The sequence below is a fragment of the Streptomyces sp. NPDC005576 genome (assembly GCF_042871745.1).
Lineage (GTDB): Bacteria > Actinomycetota > Actinomycetes > Streptomycetales > Streptomycetaceae > Streptomyces.
Genome location: NZ_JBIAJC010000021.1, coordinates 75,676 through 99,974, shown reverse-complemented (window position 1 = coordinate 99,974; position 24,299 = coordinate 75,676). Strand labels below are relative to the sequence as shown.

Sequence of the window (24,299 nt, the reverse complement as noted above, 5' to 3'; positions counted from 1 at the left end):
GTGAGGCGGAATTCGATCGGTCCCGGCCCGGTGGCTTCCGTACGCTGCGCCGTATGGATGAGGGATCGTCTCCGGTCGACGCCAGAGAGCTCTACGAGGCACTGCTGGGCCACGACGGTCCAGGGGTCTTCGGGACGGTGGTGGCGCCCTGGCTCGCGAGCGCCGGGGCCGGCTACCGGACCTGGCTGGCGAGGGCCACGGAGTGGCTCTGCCAGGAGGGCTCGGACGGGCCGGCGGGCCTTCGCAACGAGGTGAGCTGGGAGTTGTACGCCCTGAGCCGGGTGAGCGACGTGCTGCTCCTGGCCCACCAGCCGCCTCCCGACGCGGTAGTCGACGCGGCCTGGGCCCACAGCCCCCATGCGCCCGCGCACTCACGCTCGTTCGATGGGTGGCCGGCGATCAGCCTGGACCAGTACCTCCACCTGTTCACCGGTCTGGGACTGGTGCCGTTCCGGGAAGCGGGCCCCTTCGACCCCTTCCTCCACGAGATCGTGGAGGTCGAGCAGGCCGAGGATCCGGAGCAGGCCGTCCGCGTGACCGGGACGGTGTGGCCTGGCCTGTGGCTGGGGCCGCTCCTCTTCAGCCGCGCGGGAGTACGGGTCCGGGCCGGCGCCCGGCACGCGGAGCGCGGCGTCGCCGACCGCTCCCCGCTCTACTGGACCTTCCTGCGCCGCCACCGGCCCACGGTCGACCTGTCGCAGGGATGGGGCGGCAACTCCCGGTGGCGCACCGGCTTCCGCCTGGACCACCGGACGCCGACGGGCAGACGTGTCAACGCGGACGGCCACCAGGACATGGATGCCGAGGAAGGGAACCTCGACCCCTCCGACGCTCTGCTGATCCCGGCCGAGCGACAGCAACTGGTCCGCAACCGCTGCCTGTTGCGCACCCCCCACAACGTCGCCGCGCTGGCGGCCTCGGATGTCTCCTGGGCGTTGAACTTCTTTCCGTTCAACTGGCGGCTGCCCTCCTCCCCCTGACATCCCGGTCGGACGGCCCGGTGACGGGGCCCCCGCGACCCGGTGACGGTGCCCCCCCCCGCAGCCCGGTGACGGTGCACCCGCGGCGCGTAGACGGTGCACCCGCGGCGCCGACGCGGCCAGGGGAGACGCGCCGCGAGCCGGCAACTCCCCTCCCCTGACAGGTCAGTGCGCCTCCGCGGGCTCCTCCGGCTTGTTCCGCTCGTGGGCTTCCAGCACCGCCCGGGCCCGGTCGGCCACCTCGTCGCCGCGGCCCTGGGCCCGGTCCACCGCCAGGTCGATCGCCATCCGCACCCGGAAGGCTTCGCCGTGGCCGTACGACAGCCCTGAGGTCTTCCGGCGGTTGCCGACCGAGATCAGGGTCACCCCTGCGCTCTCGTCGTGCTCGTGCTGGAGCCACTTCCCGTAGGCCCACTCCCGCCTGCCGCCCGGACCGCTGAACAGGAGGCGCCGGTCGGTGACGACCAACTCCCCCGTCACGGTGGTCTCCAGACGGTTCACTCCTTGCCGGGTCCGCACCTCCACGAGGGCGGCGGGCGCGACCAGCAGCACGCGCTCGCCCGCCTTGCGCGCCGCCCACCGGAAGTCCGACGCGCTGTACTCCGTGCCCCGCAGCCCGCGGACGAAGTCGTACTCCGCGGCGAGCCGGTCCCGGGTGCTCAGCCAGACGGCCAATCGGCGCTCGTGCGCCTCCCGGGCACGGCGGCGCTCCTCCTCGCGCCGACGCTCCTCGGCCTCCTGCCGCGCGGCCACCGCCAGAGCCGCCCGCTCCTCCGAGGCGAGCCGCGCGGTCTCACGCCGTCGGGCCCACCACACGATGATCGCTCTGCGTCGTCGCCACACCAGAAGGGCGAGAACAGCCAGCACGACCACGGTTCCTGCGAGCCCGAGCAGAGCGTTCCGGATCTCGGAACCGGTCATGTCGTCCGAGACGCGCAGGGTCAACTCCTTTACGGAGGTGTTGCCGTGCGCGTCGGTCAGCCGGGCCACCAGTCGGTGTGCGCCGGGCTCCTCCTGCCAGCTCAGCACCCGGCGCTCGCGATCCAGGACCACCGGCCCGCTCCCGTCCGCGCCGTCGAGGCGCAGCGTGGCGCCCCGCTCGCCGGTCACGGTGAGCACGACGTCACCGTGACGCGCCCGCTCCTCGTCGTAGACGACGCGGAGCGCCGGGGCCACCGTGTCCACGACGAACTCCGCCGAACGCGCCGTCCCCCGGCGCCCGAACGTGTCGGTCAGCGTCACCAGCGCCCGGTACGACCCGTCCTTCAGCGGAAGAGTCACGCTCCCGCGCCCGTCGCCGTCCAGCCGTACGGGCTCGGCCCCTCCGTCCGTGGTCACCGTTCCCGTCGATCCGGGCGGCCCTGCCACGTCGACCGTCGTACGGCCGTCTTCCGGGGTTCCCCACCGGACTCCGGGCCGGATCTCCTTCAGGGCGACGTTGACGGTCGCCTCCTTACGGGTACGGTTGCCGGCCTCGTCCCGTACGACGGCGACGAGCCGGAACGTGCCGTTGGGCAGCCGGAGCGATCCGGTGACCGTTCCGCCGTCGTCGACGGTGCCGCGCAGTACGTCCTTGCGGCCCTCGACCGTCACCTCGTACGAGGCGCCCGCCTCCGCGTCGAGGGTCACCGGGGCCGCGCCCGTCTCCGGGTCCGCCACGCCGAGGGCGGGCGTACCCGCCCGGGGGGCGGTGCCGTCGACCGTGACGGTGAACTCGTCGCTCGCCCCACTGGTGTTGCCCGAGGCGTCGACGGCCACGACGGTGTAGGCGTGCTCGCCGTCCCCGGCGTCGAAGGCGATCTTCTGGTCGGCTCCGGTGGCCGTGGCGTGCGCGACGACCGAGTCCGACTCGTCCCGAACCTCGATCCGGGCGCCCTTCTCGGCCGACACCAGGACGCTCACACGCCCCCCGGCCGCCGCGTCCGCGCCGTGCGTGGCGGGCCGCGCGGGCGGCTCGATGTCCACGACCGGCTCGGGTTCCACGTCCTCGTCGACGCCGGAGCCGGCCCCGGACCCGGACCCGGAGTCGCTGCTGGAGTCGCTGCCGGAGTCGCTGCCGGAGTCGGAGCCCGGCAAGGAGCTGTATCCGCATTCGGAGAAGTATCCGAGGTCACCGCAGACGTACGCGCCGGAGTCGGAGGGGCAGGAGTGCCATCGATGGCACCCGTCCCGGTGCGCCATGGCCGGGGATGCCCCCACACCGAGCGCGACGGCGGCGACGAGCAGCGTCACCAAGGCCATCACGGCACGTCGAATACTGGTGCGAATCTTCACGCAGCTGGTCCCCCGGCTCAGCGACGGCAATGTGCACGCCGAAGGACGGGATCTTGTCAGGCGATGTGAAGGAATGACAAATGAAACGTGGAGCAGTCGTAGACCAACTGCCCAGTGGCACACAGTCCGCAGAGACGCCGCACCGAAGCGGTGTCCACCCCGTCGCTACGCCCCGTGTCCACCATGACTCCACCGCTGTGAAGGTTCGCGAGGAAATGTTCGGATTCCTCAACGCTCTCTTACGTTGATCGTTTTCTCGCAGTAACTAAGTACTTCATGAACATCTTCAGCCGCAGCTCCACTCCCCGACGCGCAGCCGATACGGGCTCGGGCACGACGGTCGCTGCTCCCACCGCCGTACTCCCCCATCCGGCGCTGAAGGGGCTCACCGGGGAATGGATGATCGATCCCGCACACAGCAGGATCGGCTTCTCCGTGCGGCACGCCATGGTGACGACGGTGCGGGGTTCGTTCGCCGAGTACGAGAGCCTCCTTTACTTCGACGGCGGCAACCCCGCCCGCTCCCGGGCCGAGATCGCCATCGCCACCGCCAGCGTCGACACCGGGGTGGAACAACGCGACGCGCACCTCGTGGGGCGTGAGTTCCTGGACGCCCGGCAGCACCCGCGGATGACCTTCACCAGTACTGCCGTGCGCCTCCTGGCCCCGGACCTCTACCGCATGACCGGTGACCTCACCATCAGGAGCACCACCGCCCCGGTCGACCTGGACCTCACCTACATCGGCCACGTCACCGACCCGTTCGGCTACGAGCGCGTCGGTTTCGACGGCACCACCACCATCAACCGCACCGACTGGGGCCTGACCTACAACGCCCGCCTCGCCGAAGGCGGAGCCATGGTCAGCGAGAAGCTCCGCCTCCAGTTCGACATCGCGGCGATCCGGAAGCCGGTCGCGGAGGAGGAGTGAGGAGCGCCGGGGTGGAGGGCTGGTGAGCGGGAAGCGACCGGCGCCGCACGTGTGGTCGTGGCGAAATCCGTAACACGTGCGTAGCAATGCGGGCCGTCCTGCCCCCTAGGATCACCCCAACGCTCCCACCTGCGGTTCTCCGCACCGCACGTGGTCGGTGTCCCCTCCCCCTCTCACCGACCGGATTCGGCCCGCCCCGCCGTGTCCGCGACCCCGGAAGGCGGCCTGCATGGTCTCTCCCGTACGCGTCTGGCTCAACCGCACGTACGCGGAGAACGTGTTCTTCATGGATCAGCTGCGGCACAATCCGCACGGCCGTCCTGTCGAGATCCACGCCACGCACGCCGACCCCGACTCGCCGGTGCTCGCGGCGGCCGACACCGCCGCGCCGGAGCCGGACACCCTGTCGCCCGCGGCGTACGTCGAGTACGCGCTGGACCAGTGCGCCCGACGCGGCATCGACGTGTTCGTGCCCGTCCTCCACCAGGCGGCTCTGGCCGCGCACCGCGAGGACTTCGCGGCCCTCGGGACCGTGCTGCTCGCGCCGCCCGCCGAGGCGATAGGGCTCTTCGCGGACAAGGCGGTGGCGTACGAGACCGTGCAGCGGGTCGGCGCCCCGGTGCCACCGTGGTGGCGGGTGCGCGACGAGCCCCAACTGCTCGCCGCGGTGGACGCCATCGAGGCGCAGGGTGGCAAGGCGTGCTTCAAGCCGACCGGCGGCGAGGGCGGCGTCGGGTTCCGGGTCATCACCCGGGCACCGTTCTCCATGCTGCACCTGACCGGATTCCCCAGCCCGTACGTGCCCTTGGAACTGGTGACCAGGGCGCTGCGGCGCACCGAGCGGTCCGTCGACTGGCTCGTGATGCCCCGCCTGGACGAGCCGGAGGTCTCCGTCGACTGCCTCACCGGCCCCGACGGAGAGGTCCGGTTGGCGGTGGGCCGTACGAAGAACGGCCGACGGCGCGGCTTCACGCTCGACCCCGCGTGGATCGAGCCGGCCCGCCTGATCGCCCGGTCCTTCGGTCTGCACTGGCTGACGAACATTCAGTTCCGCATGCACGCGGGCGCGCCCGTCCTGATGGACGTCAACACCCGTCCCGCCGGCGGCCTGCACCAGCTCTCCGAGTGCGGCCTCAACGTTCCGTGGGCGGCCGTACGCCTCGCACTGGGCGACGATCCGGGCGAGCTGACCCCGGACTTCCTCGGCTCCGACTACGCGGTGGTCCCGGGGCCTCGCGCACTGCGCCCGGCCCTCCCGCAGCAGCGGACGCAGTCGCCGCCCCCGCTCGTACCGCCCCTCACCGCCGGGGCCGGCCCCGCAGCGGGCATGGCGGCCGTGCTGCCGGTGGGAAGCTCACCGCGAGCCGTCGAACTGCCCTGACGGGGTGGGCCGCTGGATCCGATGGGCAGCCGACGGCTCTCCCGGCAGGCAGGCACCTCCGTCCACGAGGTGTCCCACACGGACGGTCAGCGAGAGATCCGGCACCGCGGCAACCGGGTTCGTCCTGCGTCGGCACCGCACCCGGGCCCGCCCCCGTCACCGCCCTCCGCGAGCCTGCGGAGGGCCTGACCGCGTCCCGTACAACAACGAAGCCGGTCAGAGCGACAAAGTGTCGCTCTGACCGGCTTCGTTCGGTCGCTTGACCATGGTGTCCGAGGGGGGACTTGAACCCCCACGCCCGATAAAGGGCACTAGCACCTCAAGCTAGCGCGTCTGCCATTCCGCCACCCGGACAAGGTGTCTGTCGTTCGCGGTGTTCGCCGCTCCGACAAAGAAAACAATACCAGGGGTTCGGGCCCTCGATCACCCGCGTTTCCCGTGGTCAGTGCGGTGCATGGTGCCGCGGAGGACGTTTTCCTGACCCCCTCGGTCCGTGGTGCACGGTGTGTCACCGAACCCGCACCCACCGTCGCGCGGGCTACCTTCGCGGTCATGAATGTCCGGTATTACCTGCGCCCTTCCGCCTTCTCGGACCTGCGCGAGCATCTGCGGGACACCTTCTGGTTCGCGCCGACCGCGGGGCTGGTGGGCACCTTCCTGCTCTGGTGGGGTGTCTCGACGCTGGATTCGGCGATCGTCACGCATCTGCGGGTCGACGAGGCGTACCGGGAGCTGGGTGATCTCGCGTCCTTCGCGAACGACGCCCGCACGGTCGTCACCACCGTCAGCGCGGCGATGATGACCTTCATCGGTGTCGTCTTCAGCATCTCGCTGGTGGCCGTACAGATGGCGAGCGGACAGCTGACGCCCCGCATCGTTCCGATGTTCGTACGGAGCCGGATCACCAAGCTGACCCTGACGGTCTTCCTGGCGACCTTCGTGTTCTCGCTCCTGGTCCTGACCTCGTACGAGAGCGAGACCGAGGTTCCACGACTGACGTCCGTGCCGGTACTGCAGAGCCTGCTGACCCTGGCCATGGTCGCCCTGAGCCTGCTGCTCTTCATCACGTACGTGTCGTCCACCCTGCGGCTGCTCCAGGTCGGTCCGGTCGTGGACAGGATCGCGCGCGACTCCCTGCGCGCACTGGAGCACCAGCCATGGGAGGAAACCCGCGAGACGAACCGCGCGGAGGCCGTCGGAGCCGGCGGCCCGCCGCCGCTGCCGCCGGAGACCGGAAGGGTGGCGTACGCGGGGCGGGCGGGGGTGTTGCGGGACGTGGACGTGGCGCGGCTCGTACGGGTGGCGCGGCGGCGCGGGGTGGTCCTGCGGCTGCTTCCGCGCATGGGCGACTTCCTCGTGCCCGGGATGCCCCTGCTGGCGGTGCACGGCGGGGCCGGCTCGGAGTCGGGGCCGGGGCCGGGGTCGGGGCGCCCCGTCCCCGGAGACGCCGTTTCGGTGGGTGTCGAGCGCGCGCTGCGGCGTGATCCGTCGTTCGGTCTGCGGCAGCTCACGGACATCGCGCTGCACGCGCTGTCCGCCGCCGTGAACGACCCGACCACCGTGGTGCAGTGCCTGGACCGGACGGTGCAGTTCCTTGCGGCCCTGATGGACCGTCCGCTCGGTACGGTGCGCCACCGCGACCGCCGGGGCGAGGTGCGGCTCGTGCGGGATACGCCGGAGTGGGCCGACCTCGTGGATCTGGCGTTCGAGGAGGTCAGACGGTGCGTCCCGGCGGCGGGGCCCCAGGTCACCAGACGACTGCTGGCCGGACTGGACGACCTGGTGGCGGCCGTACCGGAGGAGCGCGCGGCACCGCTGCTCAGGCACCGCGCGCTCCTGGTCCAGGCGGTGGAGCGGACGTCGACGGAGCACGTCGAGCGGGCGTTCGCGCTGGTCGCTGACCGGAAGGGAATCGGCTGACCAGCCGGTACCCGTCCCACCGTGGGGCCGGGAACGCGCGCCGGGTCAGCCCTTCTCGCGCTGGTACGTCCGGCGCGTGTGCTCCGTGTGCGCCCGCAGGGTCTCCGTGGCGCGCTGCTCGTCGTGGGTGGCGATGGCAGTGATCAGCTCACGGTGCTCGAACCAGGGCTGCTCGCCCCGTCGGCGGGCCACCGGTGTGCAGTACCAGCGGACCCGGCGCCCGGTCTGGGCGGCGAGGGCGGAGAGCACCACGTTCCCCGCCGGCTCCATGACCTTGGCGTGGAACTCGGCGTTGAGCGCGAGTGCCATATCGACGTCGCCCTCGGCGACCGCCGCCTCGCCCCGGCCGGGTGAGCTCCTCCAGCGCCGCTACGCCGTCGGCGTCCGCGTGGGCGGCGGCCAGTCGGCACGCACGAAGGCGCCCTGCGCGGGGCGCAGATGCGACCCATCCCTCGGTGTCGAGCCGCTGGAGCGCCTCGCGCACCGGCTGTCGGGACACGCCGTGCCGGCCGGCCGGCGCGCTCTCGACCAGATGCTGACCGGGCTGGAGAGCGCGGACGGTGATGAGTTCCAGCAGCGCCTCGTACACGCGTTCGTGCAACGGGGCCGGTCGTTCCAGCCTCGGCACGGCCTCACGGACAGCGGATGACCTGGCCGGCGTAGGAGAGGTTGCCGCCGAAGCCGAAGAGCAGGACGGGTGCGCCGCTCTCGATCTCGCCCCGCTCCACCAGCTTGGAGAGGGCCATGGGGATGGAGGCCGCGGAGGTGTTCCCGGAATCCACCACGTCCCGGGCGATGACCGCGTTGACGGCGCCGATCTTGCGGGCCACCGGTTCGATGATCCTGAGGTTCGCCTGGTGCAGCACCACGGCCGCCAGGTCCTCGGGGGCGATCCCCGCCTTCTCGCACACACTGCGCGCGATGGGCGGCAGCTGCGTGGTGGCCCACCGGTAGACGGACTGGCCCTCCTGGGCGAAGCGCGGCGGCGTTCCCTCGATCCGTACGGCGTTGCCCATCTCCGGCACCGAGCCCCACAGCACCGGGCCGATGCCCGGTGTGCCGGTGCCCTCCGGCTCCGCGACGACCACGGCGGCGCCCGCCCCGTCGCCGACCAGGACGCAGGTGCTGCGGTCGGTCCAGTCGGCGATGTCGCCCATCTTGTCGGCGCCGATGACCAGCGCACGGGTGGCCGCTCCGGCACGGATCGCGTGGTCGGCCGTGGCGAGGGCGTGGGTGAAGCCCGAGCAGACCACGTTGATGTCCATCACCGCCGGGGAGCCCATGCCCAGCCGGGCGGCGACCCGCGCCGACATGCTGGGCGAGCGGTCGATGGCCGTGGAGGTCGCGACGAGGACGAGATCGATCTCGGAGGCCTGGAGTCCCGCCGCCGCGAGTGCCTTGGCGGCCGCGTGGGCTGCCAGCTCGTCCACCGGTTCGTCGGGGCCACCCACGTGACGGGTTCTGATGCCGACGCGGCTGGTGATCCACTCGTCGCTGGTGTCGACCATGGCGGCAAGATCGTCGTTGGTCAGCACCTTCGCGGGCTGGTAGTGGCCGAGCGCCACGACACGTGAGCCGGTCATGTACGGGTTCCCCTCGCTACGTATGGCAGGAACCATCCAGTCTTGGTCGCTACTGTCCGGTACGGGGGCACGTGATCCGACAGGATTACGGACCACGGGTTGGAGCATTGGCGACAGGCCCGCCTCCCACGGGCGGCATGGAGCGGTCCTCCCTCCTGCCGGATCGTCAGGCTCTCTGTCGCGCACGGCAGTGGCGGCCCTCGATTCACCGGACGCCGGCTGAGGCTGCGGGAACGGCGACCCTGCGGCTCCCGGCCCCCGCGGCCGACCATGAGATCGTGAAGGCGACCGCGGCCGGGCGACGGCCGGAAGGGGCGGGTGCCTCCGCCGCATGGACCGCCGAGGCCTCCCCACGCACACGTACAGGAACGGGTCTGAGCCATGGGACGGGTCACCGAGCGACGCCGCACACTCCGCATCCGGGACGGAGCGGTGTCGAGCCGCGCCGACACCCTCGTCGCCGAGGAACCACTGGAGATCCGCCTCAACGGCAAGCCGCTCGCCATCACGATGCGCACCCCGGGCGACGACTTCGCTCTGGCGGCGGGATTCCTGGTGAGCGAGGGCGTCATCGGCGCCGGGTCCGAGGTCAGGTCGATCGTCTACTGCGCGGGGGCGACGGCGGACGGCGTCAACACGTACAACGTGGTGGACGTGCGGCTCGCACCGGGTGTCGTGGTTCCCGACATCACCCTCGAGCGCAATGTGTACACGACGTCCTCGTGCGGCCTCTGCGGCAAGGCCAGTCTCGACGCGGTACGGACGACGACCCGGTATCCGGTGGCCGACGAGCCCTCGTTGCGGGTGACGCCCGAGCTGCTCTCGGCCCTGCCCGACCGGCTCCGCGCGGCGCAGCGGGTCTTCGACCGGACCGGCGGCCTGCACGCGGCCGCTCTCTTCTCCGAGGAGGGCGAGCTGCTGGACGTCAGGGAGGACGTCGGCCGTCACAACGCGGTCGACAAACTGGTCGGGCGGGCCCTGACGGACGACCGGCTGCCGCTGTCGCGGTCGGTCCTGCTGGTGTCGGGGCGGGCCTCGTTCGAGCTGGCGCAGAAGGCGGTGATGGCCGGGATTCCCGTCCTGGCCGCGGTGTCGGCGCCGTCGTCGCTCGCCGTCGACCTGGCGGCCGAGAGCGGGCTGACTCTCGTCGGTTTCCTGCGGGGGCCGTCGATGAACGTGTACGCGGGCGAGCACCGGATCGCGCTGCGGACACCGGTCACCGAAGGCTGAGGCCGCTCTTCGGGGTGCCTCCCTCGCGGCCGGGCCCGTCAGGCCGCGGTGGCCGCCGTGCTCCGGACGGCCACCCCGGGTTGCCTCCGGCTCCTCGGGGGCGCGGGACCGGCGCTTCGCGATGACCGCGCAGACCATCAGCTGCATCTGGTGGAAGAGCATCAGCGGCAGGACCGCGAGGCTCGCATGCGCGCCGAACAGGACACTCGCCATCGGCAGTCCGGAAGCCAGGCTCTTCTTCGATCCGGCGAACTGGATGGCTGTCCGGTCGGCGCGGGCGAAGCCGAGCCGCTTCGCTCCCTTCCATGTGGCCAGGAGCATGACGGCCAGCAGGACCGCCTCGGCGGCCAGCAGCGCGACGAGCCGCAGCGGAGTCACCTGGTGCCAGACACCGGCGACCATGCCCTCGCTGAACGCGGTGCAGACGACGAGCGGGATCGAGCCCCGGTCGACGTAACCCAGGATCTTCCTGTGGCGTCCGAGGTAGCCGCTGGTCCAGCGGCGCAGCAGCTGCCCCACCAGGAAGGGGACGCGCCTCCGCGTTCTTCGCCGGGACCCGACCGCGTGGGCGGCTGCGCTTCGGCGCGTCGGAAGCCTTCGTCCTGACCCGGCTGCCGGAGATCCTGGAGGGGTTCCGCAAGGAGCACCCGGAGGGTCGAGCTGGAACTGGCCGTGGAGTTGTCCGGCTCGCTCCACCAGTCGCTCGCGGCCGGCCGGCTACCTCGTACAGGCGAAGCGGCGGGCAGGGGACACCCACGGGGAGTGGGTCGGACAGGACGCGCTGATCTGGATCGGCGCGCCGCAGCTGCGGATCGAGCCGGACCGGCCGTTGCCGCTCATCGTCTTTCCGCCGCCCGGCATCACCCGGGCCCGCGCGCTGGAAGTGCTGGAACGGCACGGGCGGTCCTGGCGGCCGGCGTGCACCAGTACGAGCCCGAGCGGACTGATCGCGGCGGCCCGCGCCGAGCTGGGCGTGATGGCGCACACCCGGGGGCTCATCCCGCCGGGCCGGGTGCAGGTGCCGACCCGGGCCGGGCTGCCGGACCTCGGTGACGTCGACTTCGTACTGCTGCACGGAGACCGCCGGGGCGGCTCGCCGGAGGCTGCGGACGCCCGCGCCGCCGCGATCCTCGGGGGCGGAGATCGGCTGCACCGTGGTTTCTGCGGCTTCGGGGGCTCCGACGACGCCACGGACCGGCACATCGCGCCCGTCTCCTGACCCAGGGTCCCGCCAGGCCGTACAACCTGTGGTTGTGGCTCGCCCACCCGCCGGTTGTTGGATCTCGGCCCCCCTGACCTGATCGGATCCACAGCGTTCACGACATGGGGCGAGGGTGACGGAGGTTCTTCTTCATGGCAGGGCAAGGGGTGGGGCAGCACGGACAAGGGCGGCACCGACCGGGGCAACGCGGACCGGGGCAACGCGGAATCGGGCGCTCGTTCGGATGGCTGTGGGCGGCCTTCGCCGTTTCGACGACCGGTACCTCGCTGGGGTTCGGCGCGTTCCCGCTGATCGCGATCCGGGTGCTGCACGCCGGTCCCGTCGCCGTCTCGGCGCTGCCGGCCGCAGGCTTGGCGGCCGGAGCGCTCCTCGCGCTCCCCCTGGGGCCGTGGATCGACGCGCGGCGCAGGAAGCCCGTCATGATCGGCGCCGACCTGGTGCGGTTCGCCGCCCTGGTCTCGATCCCGGCCGCGTACGTCACCGGCCTGCTCACCTATCCCCAACTGCTGGCCGTGTCGGTGACCGGCGCGGCGTCGAACATCGCGTTCACCGCCGCCGCCGGCGCGTACCTCAAGCAGCTCGTACGCCCGGACGACCTGCTGGTGGCCAACGGGCGGTTCGAGTCGACCACCTGGACCGCCACGGCGGTCGGCCCACCCCTCGGTGGCGCGGCCATCGGTCTGTTCGGGCCGGTGGTCACCGTCTTCGTCAACGCCCTCGGGTTCCTTCTCTCGGCGCTGGGGATCGGCGCGATCCGCCACCGGGAGCCGGGGCAGGAGCGGACCGGGAAGGCGGGCGTCCGGGCGGCCGACCTGGTCGCGGGCTGGCGGTTCATCCATGCCGACCGGCGGCTGCGCGCGCTGTTCTGGAACTCCGTCTCCGTCAACGCCCTGATCATGGCCACCGAGCCGTTGCTCGCCGTGCTGCTCCTGGACGACCTGGGCTGGACTGCTTGGCGCTACGGGCTCGCCTTCGGAGTGCCGTGCGTCGGCGGCCTCTTCGGCGCCCGGCTCGCCCCGCGTCTGCGCGCGCGGTACGGGCACCGCCGCGTACTGCGCGCCTCCGGCGCGCTGCGAGCGCTGTGGCCGGTGGGACTCTTCTTCGTCGGGCCGGGGAGCGGCGGGACCGTCCTGGTGATCACTGTCGAACTGGTCCTGATCAGCTGTATCGGCGTGTTCAACCCCATGCTGGCGACCGAACGCCTCCAGCGGGTGCCGTCCGAGCGGGTCGGGCGGGTCCTGGTGGCGTGGCGGGTGACCGGCACCGGCGCGATCGCCGCGCTGACGGCCCTGGCCGGCCTCCTCGCCGCGGCGGTCGGTGCCCGCCCGGCGCTCGGCCTCACCGGCTTGCTGCTCCTCGCCACTCCCCTCCTCCTGCCGCCCGGGGACGGACGGCGCGGGCCGACACGCTCCGGGGCCGGTGGACCGGCCGAGCCCGCCACGGCCACCCCGGCCACCCCGGCCACGTGAGGACCACTGGGGCCCGAACAGACCGGTACGCGGCCGTCCGGAGGGCCGCGCTCGGCGCTCCTCGGCGGGGATACGGGGCGCTCCCGCCTGTACAGATTCTGTGCAGAAAGGGGGGCATGTAGTTACTCCAGGGTCAGAAGTGCGCCCGAGCCTTGCCCATCTGGCCGGATTTCGACGTATGCCCGGCGGGGGAGGCCAGGGGGGACGGGCCCTTTCGCCTCCCAAGCCCCCTCTCGTTGGGGTAGCGTCGCGGCGCTGTGCGGAGCGCCGTAAGGAGCAGGTCATTGCGCGAGTTCACCGTCCCACCCATGGCAGCCGCACGACGTCCGGTCGGGGGCCTCGCCGACACCGTCTTCGAACAGGCGCACGATGATCCGCAACGGGTGTCGTTCGGCCGGAAGGACGCGGACGGGCAGTGGCAGGACGTCACTGCCCAGGCCTTCCGCGACGAGGTGCTGGCGCTCGCGCGAGGGCTCGTGGCACACGGCATCCGGTTCGGCGACCGGGTCGCCCTGATGTCCCGTACACGCTACGAATGGACGCTCTTCGACTTCGCCCTGTGGACCCTGGGCGCCCAGTCGGTGCCGGTCTACCCCACGTCCTCGGCCGAACAGGTCCTGTGGATGCTGCACGACGCCGAAGTCGCCGCGATCATGGTGGAGCACGAGGACCACGCCATGACGGTGGGCTCGGTAATCGACCGGCTGCCCCGGCTGAAGCGGTTGTGGCAGCTCGACGGGGGCGCGGTCGCCGAGCTGATGGAGGCGGGGACCCGGATCGACGACGAGGTGGTGCACCGTCACCGGCGCGCGGTGACACCGGACTCGGTGGCCACCGTCGTGTACACCTCGGGGACGACGGGTCGCCCGAAGGGCTGTCTGATCACCCATGCCAACCTGATGTTCGAGACCGACACCATGGCCCAGCGCTGGGAGCCGGTCTTCCGCTCCGGACCGGGCGAGGAGCCGTCCACCCTGCTCTTCCTGCCGCTCGCCCACGTCTTCGGGCGCATGGTCGAGGTCGCCTCCCTGCGCAACCGGGTGACGCTCGCGCATCAGCCGGAACTCGCCGCCCACGCGCTCATGCCGGACCTGGAGTCGTTCCGGCCGACGTTCGTCCTGGCCGTCCCCTACATATTCGAGAAGCTCTTCCACGGCGCCCGCCGCCGGGCCGAGGCGGAGGGGCGGGTCGGGCCGTTCGACAAGGCCGTGGAGGTCGCCGTCCGGTACGCGGAGGCGATGGAACAGCGGACCTTCGGCAGGGGCCCCGGCCCCTCGGCGGGCCTGCGGATGCAGCACCAGTTCTTCGACAAGGTCGTCTACAAGAAGTTCCGCGACGCGATGGGTGGCCGGATACGGCACGCGATGTCCGGCGGCTCGGGCATGGAGCGGCGGTTGGGGCTCTTCTTCGCGGGCGCGGGCATCGAGATCTACGAGGGATACGGCCTCACCGAGACCACCGCCGCGGCGACCGGCAACCCTCCCGGCCGCGTCAGGTACGGAACCGTGGGTCAGCCCATCCCCGGCACCACCGTGCACATCGCCGAGGACAGCGAGGTGTGGGTGCACGGAGGCCAGGTGTTCGCGGGCTATCTGGGCAACCCGGAGGCCACGGCCGCGGCGGTCCACGACGGCTGGCTCGCCACGGGCGACCTCGGAGAGCTCGACGAGGACGGTTACCTGACGATCACCGGGCGGAAGAAGGAGATCCTGGTGACCTCCAGCGGCAAGAGCGTCTCCCCCGCGGGGCTGGAGGAGCGGGTGCGCGCGCACCCGCTCGTCGCCCAGTGCATCGTGGTCGGCAACGACCGCCCGTACATCGCGGCGCTGGTGACGCTGGACCAGGAGGCCGTCGAACACTGGCTCGCGATGCAGGGGCGGAGCCCGCTGCCGCCGGCCGAACTCGTCCGGGACCCGGACCTGGAGATGGAGGTACGGCGCGCGGTGGTGGCGGCCAACACCGCGGTGTCGCAGGCGGAGTCGATCCGTACGTTCCGCATCCTGGCGCACCGGTTCAGCGAGGAGCGCGGTCTGCTCACGCCCTCCCTCAAGCTGAGGCGGAAGGCGATCGAGACGGCGTACTCGGTCGAGGTGGACGCCCTCTACGGCTGACCGCGGGCCGGTGGCCGCCGGACCGCGCGGCGGCTCCCGGCGTGCCACCCGGGCCCGAGCCGGCGCAGCGGGCTGCCCGGGTCCGGTCCCGGAACCGACCCGGACGGAGCTGCGAAGCGAGCGGGGAGGCGGGGGCCACGCCGGTGAGCGGCCCGGCGAGAGCGCAGGAGCGACAGCAGGGCGACAATCGGAGCGCTTGTCGGAGCGGTAGTCGGAGCTCTTACGGGGGCGGTCGAAGGGGAGATTACGGGGCGCGGTCCCGGGAACCGTTCCAGGTACGCGGGGCGGGATCGGGGAATGCATCAGTCCCCTCGGTCGTTGTTCATCCCTGTAATCACCATCGACGTTAGGATCGACCGCTCGTGAGCAAGGTCCCCTCCCTCAGCCTCAACAACGGCGTCGACATGCCGCAGCTCGGTTTCGGTGTCTGGCAGGTGCCGGACGACGAGGCGGAGCGCGCGGTGGCGACGGCGATCGAAGCCGGATACCGCAGCATCGACACCGCCGCGATCTACGGGAACGAGTCGGGCACGGGCAAGGCCGTCGCCGCCGCCGGTGTGGCGCGCGAGGAGCTCTTCGTCACCACGAAGCTATGGAACGACGACCAGGGCTATGACGCCACGCTGAAGGCTTTCGACACCTCCCTGGGCAAGCTGGGCCTGGACTACGTCGACCTGTACCTGATCCACTGGCCGACGCCCGAGAAGGGCCGTTACGTCGACACGTACCGGGCTTTCGAGAAGATCTACGCCGACGGCCGCGCGAAGGCCATCGGCGTCTCGAACTTCCTGCCGGAGCACATCGAGCGGCTGATCGGCGAGACCTCGGTGGTCCCCGTGATCAACCAGATCGAGCTCCACCCGCAGCTCCAGCAGGCCGAGTCCCGCGCCACCCACGCCAAGCACGGCATCGCCACCGAGGCGTGGTCCCCGCTCGGTTCGGGCCGGGGCCTCCTCGATGTCCCGACCGTCGTCGCGGTCGCCCAGAAGCACGGCCGCACGCCGGCCCAGGTGGTTCTGCGCTGGCACCTCCAGCTCGGCAACGTCGTCATCCCGAAGTCCGTGACCCCGTCGCGGATCGCCGAGAACATCGACGTGTTCGACTTCGAGCTGGACTCGGACGACCTGGCGGCCTTCGCCGCGCTCGACGAGGGCAAGCGCCTCGGCCCGAACCCGGCCGAGTTCAACTGACCCCTCCGGATGCGCGGTCCCGCGCGCGTCCGGCCCGACGGCGTCCCCCCGCGGCTGCGGGTGGGACGCCGTCGGCGTGTCCGGCTCTCCCGCCCTACTCGGCCCCGTGCACCCGGGCGGCGGCGGCGACCCGGGCGGCCAGTGCGAGGTCCTTGGCCGTGACTGCGCCGCCCGCGTCGTGGGTGTGCACGGCGAGGGAGACGGTGTCGTAGCCGAGCATCAGATCCGAGTGGTGGTTCAGCTCGTCCTGGATCCGGGCGATGTGCAGGGTGAAGGCGGCGGCCGCGAAGTGGGAGGGAAGCCGGTAACCCCGCCTCAGCCGGCCCTCCCCGTACTCCCAGCCGGGCAGCGCGCCCAGCCCTTCCTCGATCTTGGCCGGTGTGAGCGGTTCGGTCGGCATGGGTGGCTCTCCTTGTCGGGCAGGCGACGGCGCGGCTCGGAACACGGGCCCCGACGCGGGGCGTCTGTCGAAGTTGCGGTCATGGTCCGTCGCACGGCCCCCCGGTCGCCACCCGGCACCGGCACGGTCTTCACCCCTGGGCGCGCCCGGTGGCCCAGGCGCGCCCGCTCCGCGCCGCCGGAACCGCCGCGAGGGTCACGGCCGCGAGCAGGACGACGGCGAGCAGCAGCGGGAGCCTCGGGTGTCCGTTCAGTACGGCCAGCGCGCCACCGAGCGCGCCCAGGAACATCGCGGCGACGGACAGCGCCCGGCGCCCCGCCCGGCTGCCGGCCCCGCCTGCCGCCCGGCTGTCCGCGGCGGTGCTGGTGATCGTGAGCGTCAGAACGGTTGTTTTGAGGTCCGGGACGGCAAGTGCCCTCGCGGCCGCGTTCTGGGTCCCGAGGCCCAGGCCGAGCAGCACGACGAGGGTGAACCGCACGCCGCCCACGTACGGGGTGCCGGAGACCAGGGTGACGACCAGGGCGGCCAGCACACATACGGTCTCCGTGAGCAGCGCGTACAGGAGCAGTCGCCCGCGATGCCCGGCCGCGCGGGTGCGGTGGACGATCAGACCTCCGGCGAAGGCTCCCGCCACGAAGGCGGCCATGGCCACCAGGGAAGCGGCGAGCGAGAAGCCCGGCGCCCCGGCGAGGGCGAAACCGGTGAACACGACGTTGCCGGTCATGTTGGCGACGAAGACCCGGCCCAGTTCCAGGTAACTGACGGCATCCACGAGACCGGTGACGACTGTCAGGGCGAGCATCAGGGGCGGCAGCCGGCCGTCCCGGCCGGCCGGATCGGGGACCAGGGTGGCCCACGCTTCACGCAGGAGGGTCGCCATCGGAGCGCTCCGATCAGTGGGGACCGTGGGATTGTCCCGTTTCATTCACCCTCGGTGCCATCACCGACACGCGCGGCACGCCGTACGAGAGCTCACCCGGTCCGGCCACGGTGCTCCGGACCGGGACCAAAGCCGGTCCGGCCCGATCCGGACCGGGCCGATCGGGGCTATGGTGCGTCGATGTCCGCTCACCGATCGCCGCGCTGGCCCGCCGCGGTTCCTCTGACGACGCCGCGTCTGACCCTGGAGCCGCTCCGCGTGGACCACGCACGCGAGGCGGTGTCCGTCTTCGCCGACGTCCGGCTCCACACCTGGACGGGTGGGACACCGAGCTCGCTGGCGCAGCTCGAAGCACGGTACGGGCGCCAGTCGGCGGGCCGGTCCCCGGACGGTACGCAGGGCTGGCTGAACTGGATGCTGCGCCGGAATGCGGACGGGCAGCTGATTGGCACGGTCCAGGCCACGCTGTACCGCACGGCGGCCGGGGCGGCGTCGGAGGCGTCGGTCGCCTGGGTGGTCGGAACCGACTACCAGAACGAGGGCTACGCGCGTGAGGGAGCCCTCGCCATGGCGTCCTGGCTGCGCGCGCAGGGGGTGACGGAGGTGGCGGCGAACATCCGTCCGGGACATGGCGCGTCGACGGCCGTCGCGCGGGCGCTCGGGCTGAAGGCGTCCGCCCAGGTGGTGGAGGGCGAAGTCCGGTGGAGCGACTCGGGAACGTAAGCAGCCCGGCGCGGCCCGGACAGCAGCCCCGGCCCCGCGACGGGCCGGGCCGGGCCTCCCGGTCCTCAGACGCCCGCCGCCTCCAGGTGCTCCGCGATCAGGTCGGCGAACTCCTCCGGGGTGACGATCCGTACGCCGAGGCCCTCGGCCTTGGTGCGTTTCGAGCCCGCCTTCTCCCCGGCGACCAGCAGGCTGGTGCGCCCGGAGACGCTGGACGAGGACTTGCCGCCCGCGCGCTCGACGAGTTCGTTCATCTGGTTGCGGGAGAGCTTCTCCAGGGCTCCGGTCATCGCCCCGGTGACCACGACGGTCATGCCGGCCAGGGGGAGTTCCGGCCCGCCGCCGACGGTTGCGCCGTCCTCGGAGTCGGCGGCGGCAGCGTCGGCGGATGGCTCCTCCGTACCCGGCTCCGGCGGCGGGGTGGCGCCCGGCTCGGTCATGTTGACGCCCGCCTTCACCAGCTTCTCGATCAGCGGGGCCAGCTCCGCCAGTTCGGCGACCACGGCCGAGGCCTTCTCCGTGCCGATGCCGTCCACCCGCTGGAGCATCTCGGCGTCGGCGGCGACGATCCGGTCCATGGTGGCGAAGTACCGGGCGATACGGCGGGACATCGAGCGGCCGGTGCCGCGGATGCCGAGGGCGCAGAAAACGCGGGAGAGAGGGCGGGAGCGCGCCGTGTCGAGGGCGGTGAGGAGGTTGTCCGTGGACGTCTCCCCCATCCGCTCCAGGCCGAGCAACTGCTCGCGCTCCAGGGTGAAGAGGTCGGCGAGGTCCGCGACGAGACCCGCTTCGACGAGCTGGACGACCCGGGTGGTCCCCAGGCCCTCGATGTCGAGCTGGTCCCGGCCCGCGGCGTACGAGAGGGAGGCGACCAGTCGGCAGTCGCGGCCCCGGACGCACCGCCAGCGCTGCTCGCTGGTGTCGATCGCGGAACCGCACTGCGGGCAGACGTCCGGGAACTCGATCGGCGTCTCCTCGCCCGTCCGCAGGTGGACGGCGGGCGCCTCCACCCGCGGGATGATGTCGCCCGCCTTGTGGACCATCACCATGTCGCCGAGGCGCAGGTCGCGGCGGGTGATGTCGGCGGGGTTGTGCAGCGTGGCGAAGCCGACCGTCGAGCCGTCGATCTCCACGGGTTCCAGCACGGCGCGCGGGGCGATGATGCCCGTGCGGCCGACGTTCCACTCCACGGCGAGCAGCCGGGTGACCTTCTCCACTGCGGGGAGTTTGTACGCGATGGCCCAGCGCGGCGCGCGGGTGCCGTTTCCCGCGTCGCGCTGGTCGGCGGCGTGGTCCGCCTTGATGACGATGCCGTCGATGCCGAAGGCGAGCGAAGCCCGGAGCGCGGCGATCTCCTCGACCCGTGCCAGTACCTCCTCCACCGTCCCGAGGGTGCGCGGGGCGACGGGGGTGTCCGCCGCCGTGTGCACGCCGAGACCGGCGACGTACTCGAGGACCTCACTGTGCGGCAGTCCGAGCAGTCGCTCCGCGAGATCGCCGGAGTCCGGCAGGGGAAGCGCGCCGTACGCGAAGAAGGTCATCTCGACGCGGTAGGGCCGGTCCTTGGCGCGCAGGGTGCCGGCGGCGCCGTTGCGCGGATTGACGAAGGGGGACGCACCGTGGGCGGTGCGGGCGGTGTTGGCCTGCTCGAACTGCTCGGTGGTCATGAGTATCTCGCCGCGCATCTCGATGGTGACCGGCGCCGCGAGCTCCTCGGGCAGGCCGAGGACGGTCCCCATGGCGTGCGAGACGTCCTCACCGGCGGTGCCGTCACCGCGGGTGACCAGGCGTTCGAGCCGGCCCGCGCGGTAACGGGCGGCGACGGCGAGGCCGTCCAACTTGGGTTCGACGCTCCACGCCTCGACCGGTCTGCCGATCCGGCGCTCCAGCGAGGCCGTCCAGCCGGCGAACTGCTCGCCGGAGAAGACGTTGTCCAGCGAGAGCATCGGAACGGTGTGGGGCACGTCCCCGACCGCCGCGCCGCCCGCGACCTTGCCGGTGGGCGAGTCGGCCAGCACGTCCCGTGGATGCGCCGCCTCGTACGCGGCGATCGCGCGCGTCAGCCGGTCGTACGCGTCGTCGTCGAGCGCGCTCTCCCCGGTGGCGTAGTACGCGGCGGCGGCGCGGGTGGCCTCCTCGACGGCGGCGGCGTAGGCGGGGGCGTCGGCGAGCGCGACGGCTGGGTTCGTCATGGCCACCATCCTGCCGTCCCCCACTGACAACCGGCCGCGCGGGCAGCGACGGGCGGTTCGCCGGGCCGGAAGATCACCTTCGTTGCCGGCACCCGGTCCGGGCCGCACCCGGTCCCGGTATAAATGCTGCATGACTGCCGATGTGTCACCGCCCGTGCGTCCCGCGACCCTGGAGGACGTCGCCGCGGTGGCCGGTGTCTCCCGGGCCACCGTCTCCCGGGTGATCAACGGCGCGACCACGGTCGATCCGGTGCTGCGCCAGGTCGTCGAAGAGGCGGTCGTCGCCACGGGGTACGTACCGAACCGCGCGGCACGTTCGCTGGTGACCCGGCGGACCGACTCGATCGCACTGGTGGTCTCCGAGCGGGAACGCCGCACGCCGGCCGAGCCGTTCGTCGGGCGGATGTTCTCCGACCCGCACTTCGGACGGGTCGTCACCGGTCTGCTGGACGTGTTGCGCCCGGCGGGCATCCAGATGGTGCTCATGCTGGCGGACGACGCGGTCTCGCGGGGGCAGTTGCTGTCGTACCTGCGGCAGGGGCACGTGGACGGGGTGGTGCTGATCTCCTCGCACGCCGACGATCCGCTGCCCGGCCTGCTGCACGAGACGCGGTTGCCCGCCGTGCTGGCGAGCGCTCCGGCGCAGCCGACCCCGCTCACGCACGTGGAGGCCGATCAGCACGCCGGTGCGGGTCTCGCCGCGGACCGTCTGGTGGCGCTGGGGCGCAGGCGGCTGGTGACGGTGGCGGGCCCGCAGGACAGGCCGGCGGGCCGGGCCCGGCTGAGCGGCTTCCTGGAGGCACTGGCGGCGCACGGGATCACGGATGTGCCGAGCGCCGAGGGCGACTTCACGCACGCGGGCGGGGCGTCGGCGATGAAGCGGCTGCTGGGCGACCGCCCCGACCTGGACGGGGTGTTCGTCGCTTCGGACCTGATGGCGCTGGGCGCGGTGCCGGTCCTGTTGCGGGCGGGCCTCGACGTGCCGTCCGACGTGGCGGTGGTGGGCTTCGACGACAGCAGCGCCGCGCTCGCCTGCGATCCGCCCCTGACAACCGTGCGCCAGCCGGTGGAGGAGATGGCGGCGGAGATGGCCCGGCTGCTGCTGCGGCAGATACGTACCTCCGAGGGGCCCGCGCCGTCCGTCGTCTTCCCCTCGGTGCTGGTGGGCCGGGAGTCGGCTTGAGGCCTGGGCCTGATGCCTGGGCCTGATGCCTGGGCCTGATGCCTGGGCCTGATGCCTGGGCCTGAGGCCTGCTGCCTGAGGTCCGGGGCCCGAGGTCTGGGGCCTGAGGGCCGGTGACGGTCGGCCGGACCTTCAGCCGGTGCCGCGCGGGCCCCGCACAGCCGGGCCGTCGGTCTCCGGTCGTACGGCGTCCACGGCGGCGCGGACCGTATCCGGTCGCACGGCGCCCACGGCGGGCCGGACCGTTTCCTCCCGTGCGGCGGGGAAGGGCCGGTCGGCGTACGGGAGGCCCCCGAAGCCCTCGGGGCTCAGCGGCACCTGTGGACCGGAGGGCTCGCGCAACCAGCGCCTGAGTACCCGGTGGACCGCCTCGGCCCCGACCGGGCCGATGTGCGGCGCCGTGACCGGTGCGGGCTCCCCCGCCGTGCCGGACGCGGTCGCTTCGGCGGCGAGCGCGTCGAGCGGGTCGGTCATACCGCGCGGCCACAGCAGGAACGGCCGGGACTGCGGGCCGCCGAGCCCGCCGTGGGAACCTATCTGCTCCTCGAAGGCGTGCACCTGCCCCGTCGCGGGGTCGTACATCGAGTTCACCATCACGTCGGCGACGTGCGGGAAGGTGTCGGTGCGGCGTACCGCGTCCGCCGCACCGGGACCGAAGCCGGCGAGCGGCCCCTCGTCGTCCCGGAGTTCCGCCACCGGCACTTCCGCCCCGCCGGCTCCGAGGACGACCGAGCCGTACTCCTCGCTCCGGACCAGCAGGAAGCCGATCCCCGGGTGATTCGCCAGGGTCCCGAGCAGGGCGGGGTGGCGGCGGTCCAGCTCCTCGCGGGAGGCGCGGCCCCCGATGCCGGGGAACGAGACCAGGCCGAGGTTCCCGGAGGCGAGCACGACCGGTTCCGAAGCGGCGACGGCGGGCTCCGCCTCCGTCTCCGGCACGGGCCGGCGGAGCGCGATGCGCACCGCGTCGCGGGCCTCGGAGGCGCTGAGGGTGCGCTGTGCGCGGCGGGGCACCGGGAGACCGCAGCCCGCCCGCACGAGGTCCTTCAGGGTCAGGCCGTACCGTCCGGCGAAGGTCTCCCCGACGCTCTGTCCGTGGTCGGAGAGGAGCACGATCCGGTACGCGCGGGGGGTGTGCAGGGTGATTTTGGTGATGAGGGCGAGCGAGCGGTCGAGCCGGGCGAGGACCCTGTCCGCGTCGCGGCTGTACGGCCCCGAGTGGTGGGCCACCTCGTCGTAGGCGACGAGGTCGGCGTAGACAGCCGTACGGCCGCCGAACATGTCGCCGATGACGGCGGCGACCACGACGTCGCGTTCGACGACGGTCGCGAAGGCCCGTATGAACGGGTAGAGCCCGCCGCGCTTGATCCTCGGGGTCTCCTTGCGGAGCCTCGACCGGGTGGACTGGCCTATCTCGCGGCCGACCTCGGCGACGAAGGAGAGGGCGGTGCGGACGGCGTTGGCCGGGTCGGAGAAGTAGGCGAAGTAGCCCGCGCGCGACCTGCGGCCCTTGCCGAGCCGGCCGGTCATGGAGAGCACGAGGGCGAGCTGGTCGGCTCCCCCGCTGAAGAGGTTGCCCCGGCTGGCTCCGTCGAGGGAGAGCAGACCGGCGTCGTGGGTGCGTGCGACGGCCCTGCGCTGGAGTTCGAGGGCGCTGGCGGGGCGGCTGGAGACCATCACGGTGCCGGTCTCCTTCTCGTACCACCGGAAGGCCGGTACGTCGTGATTGGAGCCGTGCAGCAGGGCGAGCTGGCTGGCGCCGGTCTGGCTGGACCAGTCGGTGCGCCAAGGGGTGAGCCGGTGGCCGTCGGGATCGGCGAGCCAGCCGGCCACGGTGGGCATCAGGCCCTCGGCGGCGGCTCTGACCAGGACGTCGTGGCCGACCCCGTCGAGCTGGATGAAGACCGTGCCGGGCGGTTCGCTCCGCTCGTCCTCGGCGAGGCCGGAGCCGCGCTTGCGCCGCCGGTCGGCGAGGCGGGAGAGCCGCCTACGGTAGGCGTCGTCGTCCCGGACCGCGAGGGCGGTGGAGGTCGCCGAGGCCACGGCGGACATCACCGCGGCAACGGCCACGGCGGTCTCTGGGTTCGCGGTGCCGCGTCCGTCCGGGATCAGCCAGAGGGCCACGAGCAGCAGGGAACCGTTGAGGAAGAAGACCAGCGCACCGAGGACCAGCGCGGGGACCACCAGCAGTGCTCTGACCACGACGGGCCAGACCAGGGCGGAGAGCAGTCCGAAGGCGCCCGCTCCCCAGGCGGCGGTGAAGCCCGTCTTGGTGACGGTGTCTCCGTCGTCGGACTGGAGCTGGAAGTCGGGGAGGGCTCCCGCGAGGGCGAGCATCGTCAGGGTGGAGACCGCCCACACGGCTGCCACCCGCAGCAGGGCACTGCCCGCCCTGCGCCATCGCCCGGCTCCCACGCCCGCCCCGCCCTTCCGTACGTCCGGGCCGGTCGGTCCGGGGCGTGCCCCGGGACACCCTTCAGGGCCCGCCCCAGCTTCGCACAGGGCGTCCCGGTCCTCGGAGGTCCGGTCCGCGGGCACAGGTGTACGCCCTGCGGGAGGGGGCAGACCCCCGGTCGGCGCCCGTCGCGGGAGGCATAGGCTCGTACCGGCGTTCCGGCACACGGGAGTCCGTCG

The 24,299-nt window shown here is 72.5% G+C and carries 16 protein-coding genes, 1 tRNA gene and 3 pseudogenes; 11 read left to right on the top strand and 9 right to left on the bottom strand.

Going from position 1 to position 24,299, the window contains the following annotated elements:
• Window positions 1-53 precede the first annotated feature (53 nt).
• On the top strand, window positions 54-980 hold the full coding sequence (locus ACFYPN_RS30345) for a hypothetical protein (protein WP_389302663.1): 927 nt from the start codon (window positions 54-56) through the stop codon (window positions 978-980).
• Between the two features lie 165 nt (window positions 981-1,145).
• Here ACFYPN_RS30345 and ACFYPN_RS30340 read toward each other — a convergent pair whose 3' ends face one another.
• Window positions 1,146-3,254 carry an LPXTG cell wall anchor domain-containing protein gene (locus ACFYPN_RS30340; RefSeq protein WP_389302661.1) on the bottom strand — a complete coding sequence of 703 codons (2,109 nt, stop codon included), beginning with the start codon at window positions 3,252-3,254 and terminating at the stop codon, window positions 1,146-1,148.
• 276 nt (window positions 3,255-3,530) lie between these two features.
• On the opposite strand from ACFYPN_RS30340, the gene ACFYPN_RS30335 reads away from it, so the two are divergent.
• The gene (locus ACFYPN_RS30335) at window positions 3,531-4,184 is read left to right on the top strand and encodes a YceI family protein (RefSeq protein ID WP_358765122.1); all 654 of its coding nucleotides are present in this window, start codon (window positions 3,531-3,533) and stop codon (window positions 4,182-4,184) included.
• A gap of 229 nt (window positions 4,185-4,413) precedes the next feature.
• Window positions 4,414-5,565, top strand: coding sequence for an ATP-grasp domain-containing protein (locus tag ACFYPN_RS30330; RefSeq protein WP_358765124.1), 1,152 nt, complete (start codon window positions 4,414-4,416; stop codon window positions 5,563-5,565).
• 266 nt (window positions 5,566-5,831) lie between these two features.
• Here ACFYPN_RS30330 and ACFYPN_RS30325 read toward each other — a convergent pair.
• Window positions 5,832-5,919 (bottom strand) — tRNA-Leu (locus ACFYPN_RS30325).
• 198 nt (window positions 5,920-6,117) lie between these two features.
• Here ACFYPN_RS30325 and ACFYPN_RS30320 point away from each other — a divergent pair.
• The gene (locus ACFYPN_RS30320; RefSeq protein ID WP_389302658.1) at window positions 6,118-7,485 is read left to right on the top strand and encodes a DUF2254 domain-containing protein; all 1,368 of its coding nucleotides are present in this window, start codon (window positions 6,118-6,120) and stop codon (window positions 7,483-7,485) included.
• 45 nt (window positions 7,486-7,530) lie between these two features.
• On the opposite strand, the pseudogene ACFYPN_RS30315 reads toward ACFYPN_RS30320, so the two are convergent.
• Window positions 7,531-8,113, bottom strand: a pseudogene (locus tag ACFYPN_RS30315) (GntR family transcriptional regulator).
• A 4-nt stretch (window positions 8,114-8,117) separates the two neighbouring features.
• Window positions 8,118-9,068 (bottom strand): beta-ketoacyl-ACP synthase III, encoded by a 951-nt coding sequence (locus tag ACFYPN_RS30310; protein ID WP_358762162.1) that lies wholly within the window; start codon window positions 9,066-9,068, stop codon window positions 8,118-8,120.
• A gap of 381 nt (window positions 9,069-9,449) precedes the next feature.
• Between ACFYPN_RS30310 and fdhD the strand changes: the two genes are divergently transcribed.
• Window positions 9,450-10,298, top strand: a complete 849-nt coding sequence (gene fdhD, locus ACFYPN_RS30305) for a formate dehydrogenase accessory sulfurtransferase FdhD (protein ID WP_358762160.1) — start codon at window positions 9,450-9,452, stop codon at window positions 10,296-10,298.
• 171 nt (window positions 10,299-10,469) lie between these two features.
• Here the strand turns inward: fdhD and ACFYPN_RS30300 are convergent.
• Window positions 10,470-10,817 (bottom strand): annotated as a pseudogene (locus ACFYPN_RS30300) (bile acid:sodium symporter); the annotation flags it as partial.
• Window positions 10,818-10,828: 11 nt separating this feature from the next.
• Between ACFYPN_RS30300 and ACFYPN_RS30295 the strand changes: the two are divergent.
• The 4 genes and pseudogenes from ACFYPN_RS30295 to ACFYPN_RS30280 all read left to right on the top strand — a co-directional run.
• Window positions 10,829-11,517: pseudogene (locus tag ACFYPN_RS30295) on the top strand (LysR substrate-binding domain-containing protein); the annotation flags it as partial.
• 134 nt (window positions 11,518-11,651) lie between these two features.
• Window positions 11,652-12,989, top strand: coding sequence for an MFS transporter (locus tag ACFYPN_RS30290; RefSeq protein ID WP_389302655.1), 1,338 nt, complete (start codon window positions 11,652-11,654; stop codon window positions 12,987-12,989).
• 308 nt (window positions 12,990-13,297) lie between these two features.
• Complete coding sequence (locus ACFYPN_RS30285; protein WP_389302652.1) at window positions 13,298-15,100, top strand: AMP-dependent synthetase/ligase; 1,803 nt, start codon at window positions 13,298-13,300, stop codon at window positions 15,098-15,100.
• Window positions 15,101-15,462: 362 nt separating this feature from the next.
• The gene (locus ACFYPN_RS30280) at window positions 15,463-16,290 is read left to right on the top strand and encodes an aldo/keto reductase (protein ID WP_389302649.1); all 828 of its coding nucleotides are present in this window, start codon (window positions 15,463-15,465) and stop codon (window positions 16,288-16,290) included.
• A 94-nt stretch (window positions 16,291-16,384) separates the two neighbouring features.
• Here the strand turns inward: ACFYPN_RS30280 and ACFYPN_RS30275 are convergent, their stop codons facing one another.
• Together ACFYPN_RS30275 and ACFYPN_RS30270 are read right to left on the bottom strand one after the other, a co-directional pair.
• On the bottom strand, window positions 16,385-16,690 hold the full coding sequence (locus ACFYPN_RS30275) for a 4a-hydroxytetrahydrobiopterin dehydratase (RefSeq protein ID WP_358762152.1): 306 nt from the start codon (window positions 16,688-16,690) through the stop codon (window positions 16,385-16,387).
• A gap of 130 nt (window positions 16,691-16,820) precedes the next feature.
• Window positions 16,821-17,570 (bottom strand): YoaK family protein, encoded by a 750-nt coding sequence (locus ACFYPN_RS30270; RefSeq protein ID WP_358762150.1) that lies wholly within the window; start codon window positions 17,568-17,570, stop codon window positions 16,821-16,823.
• Window positions 17,571-17,750: 180 nt separating this feature from the next.
• Between ACFYPN_RS30270 and ACFYPN_RS30265 the strand changes: the two genes are divergently transcribed.
• Window positions 17,751-18,293 (top strand): GNAT family N-acetyltransferase, encoded by a 543-nt coding sequence (locus tag ACFYPN_RS30265; protein ID WP_389302645.1) that lies wholly within the window; start codon window positions 17,751-17,753, stop codon window positions 18,291-18,293.
• Between the two features lie 65 nt (window positions 18,294-18,358).
• Here ACFYPN_RS30265 and ligA read toward each other — a convergent pair whose 3' ends face one another.
• The gene (gene ligA / locus ACFYPN_RS30260) at window positions 18,359-20,494 is read right to left on the bottom strand and encodes an NAD-dependent DNA ligase LigA (protein WP_389302642.1); all 2,136 of its coding nucleotides are present in this window, start codon (window positions 20,492-20,494) and stop codon (window positions 18,359-18,361) included.
• 121 nt (window positions 20,495-20,615) lie between these two features.
• Between ligA and ACFYPN_RS30255 the strand changes: the two genes are divergently transcribed.
• Window positions 20,616-21,668 carry a LacI family DNA-binding transcriptional regulator gene (locus ACFYPN_RS30255; protein ID WP_358762144.1) on the top strand — a complete coding sequence of 351 codons (1,053 nt, stop codon included), beginning with the start codon at window positions 20,616-20,618 and terminating at the stop codon, window positions 21,666-21,668.
• A 132-nt stretch (window positions 21,669-21,800) separates the two neighbouring features.
• Here the strand turns inward: ACFYPN_RS30255 and ACFYPN_RS30250 are convergent, their stop codons facing one another.
• Window positions 21,801-24,080, bottom strand: coding sequence for a phage holin family protein (locus tag ACFYPN_RS30250; RefSeq protein ID WP_389302639.1), 2,280 nt, complete (start codon window positions 24,078-24,080; stop codon window positions 21,801-21,803).
• Window positions 24,081-24,299 lie beyond the last annotated feature (219 nt).

What these genes read in the sequence shown, in the direction of transcription:
- ACFYPN_RS30345 (WP_389302663.1), top strand. Translation starts at nt 54, where the DNA reads ATGGATGAGGGATCGTCTCCGGTCGACGCCAGAGAGCTCTACGAGGCA.
- ACFYPN_RS30335 (WP_358765122.1), top strand. Translation starts at nt 3,531, where the DNA reads ATGAACATCTTCAGCCGCAGCTCCACTCCCCGACGCGCAGCCGATACG.
- ACFYPN_RS30330 (WP_358765124.1), top strand. Translation starts at nt 4,414, where the DNA reads ATGGTCTCTCCCGTACGCGTCTGGCTCAACCGCACGTACGCGGAGAAC.
- ACFYPN_RS30320 (WP_389302658.1), top strand. Translation starts at nt 6,118, where the DNA reads ATGAATGTCCGGTATTACCTGCGCCCTTCCGCCTTCTCGGACCTGCGC.
- ACFYPN_RS30310 (WP_358762162.1), bottom strand. Translation starts at nt 9,068, where the DNA reads ATGACCGGCTCACGTGTCGTGGCGCTCGGCCACTACCAGCCCGCGAAG.
- fdhD (WP_358762160.1), top strand. Translation starts at nt 9,450, where the DNA reads ATGGGACGGGTCACCGAGCGACGCCGCACACTCCGCATCCGGGACGGA.
- ACFYPN_RS30290 (WP_389302655.1), top strand. Translation starts at nt 11,652, where the DNA reads ATGGCAGGGCAAGGGGTGGGGCAGCACGGACAAGGGCGGCACCGACCG.
- ACFYPN_RS30285 (WP_389302652.1), top strand. Translation starts at nt 13,298, where the DNA reads ATGGCAGCCGCACGACGTCCGGTCGGGGGCCTCGCCGACACCGTCTTC.
- ACFYPN_RS30275 (WP_358762152.1), bottom strand. Translation starts at nt 16,690, where the DNA reads ATGCCGACCGAACCGCTCACACCGGCCAAGATCGAGGAAGGGCTGGGC.
- ACFYPN_RS30270 (WP_358762150.1), bottom strand. Translation starts at nt 17,570, where the DNA reads ATGGCGACCCTCCTGCGTGAAGCGTGGGCCACCCTGGTCCCCGATCCG.
- ACFYPN_RS30265 (WP_389302645.1), top strand. Translation starts at nt 17,751, where the DNA reads ATGTCCGCTCACCGATCGCCGCGCTGGCCCGCCGCGGTTCCTCTGACG.
- ligA (WP_389302642.1), bottom strand. Translation starts at nt 20,494, where the DNA reads ATGGTGGCCATGACGAACCCAGCCGTCGCGCTCGCCGACGCCCCCGCC.
- ACFYPN_RS30255 (WP_358762144.1), top strand. Translation starts at nt 20,616, where the DNA reads ATGACTGCCGATGTGTCACCGCCCGTGCGTCCCGCGACCCTGGAGGAC.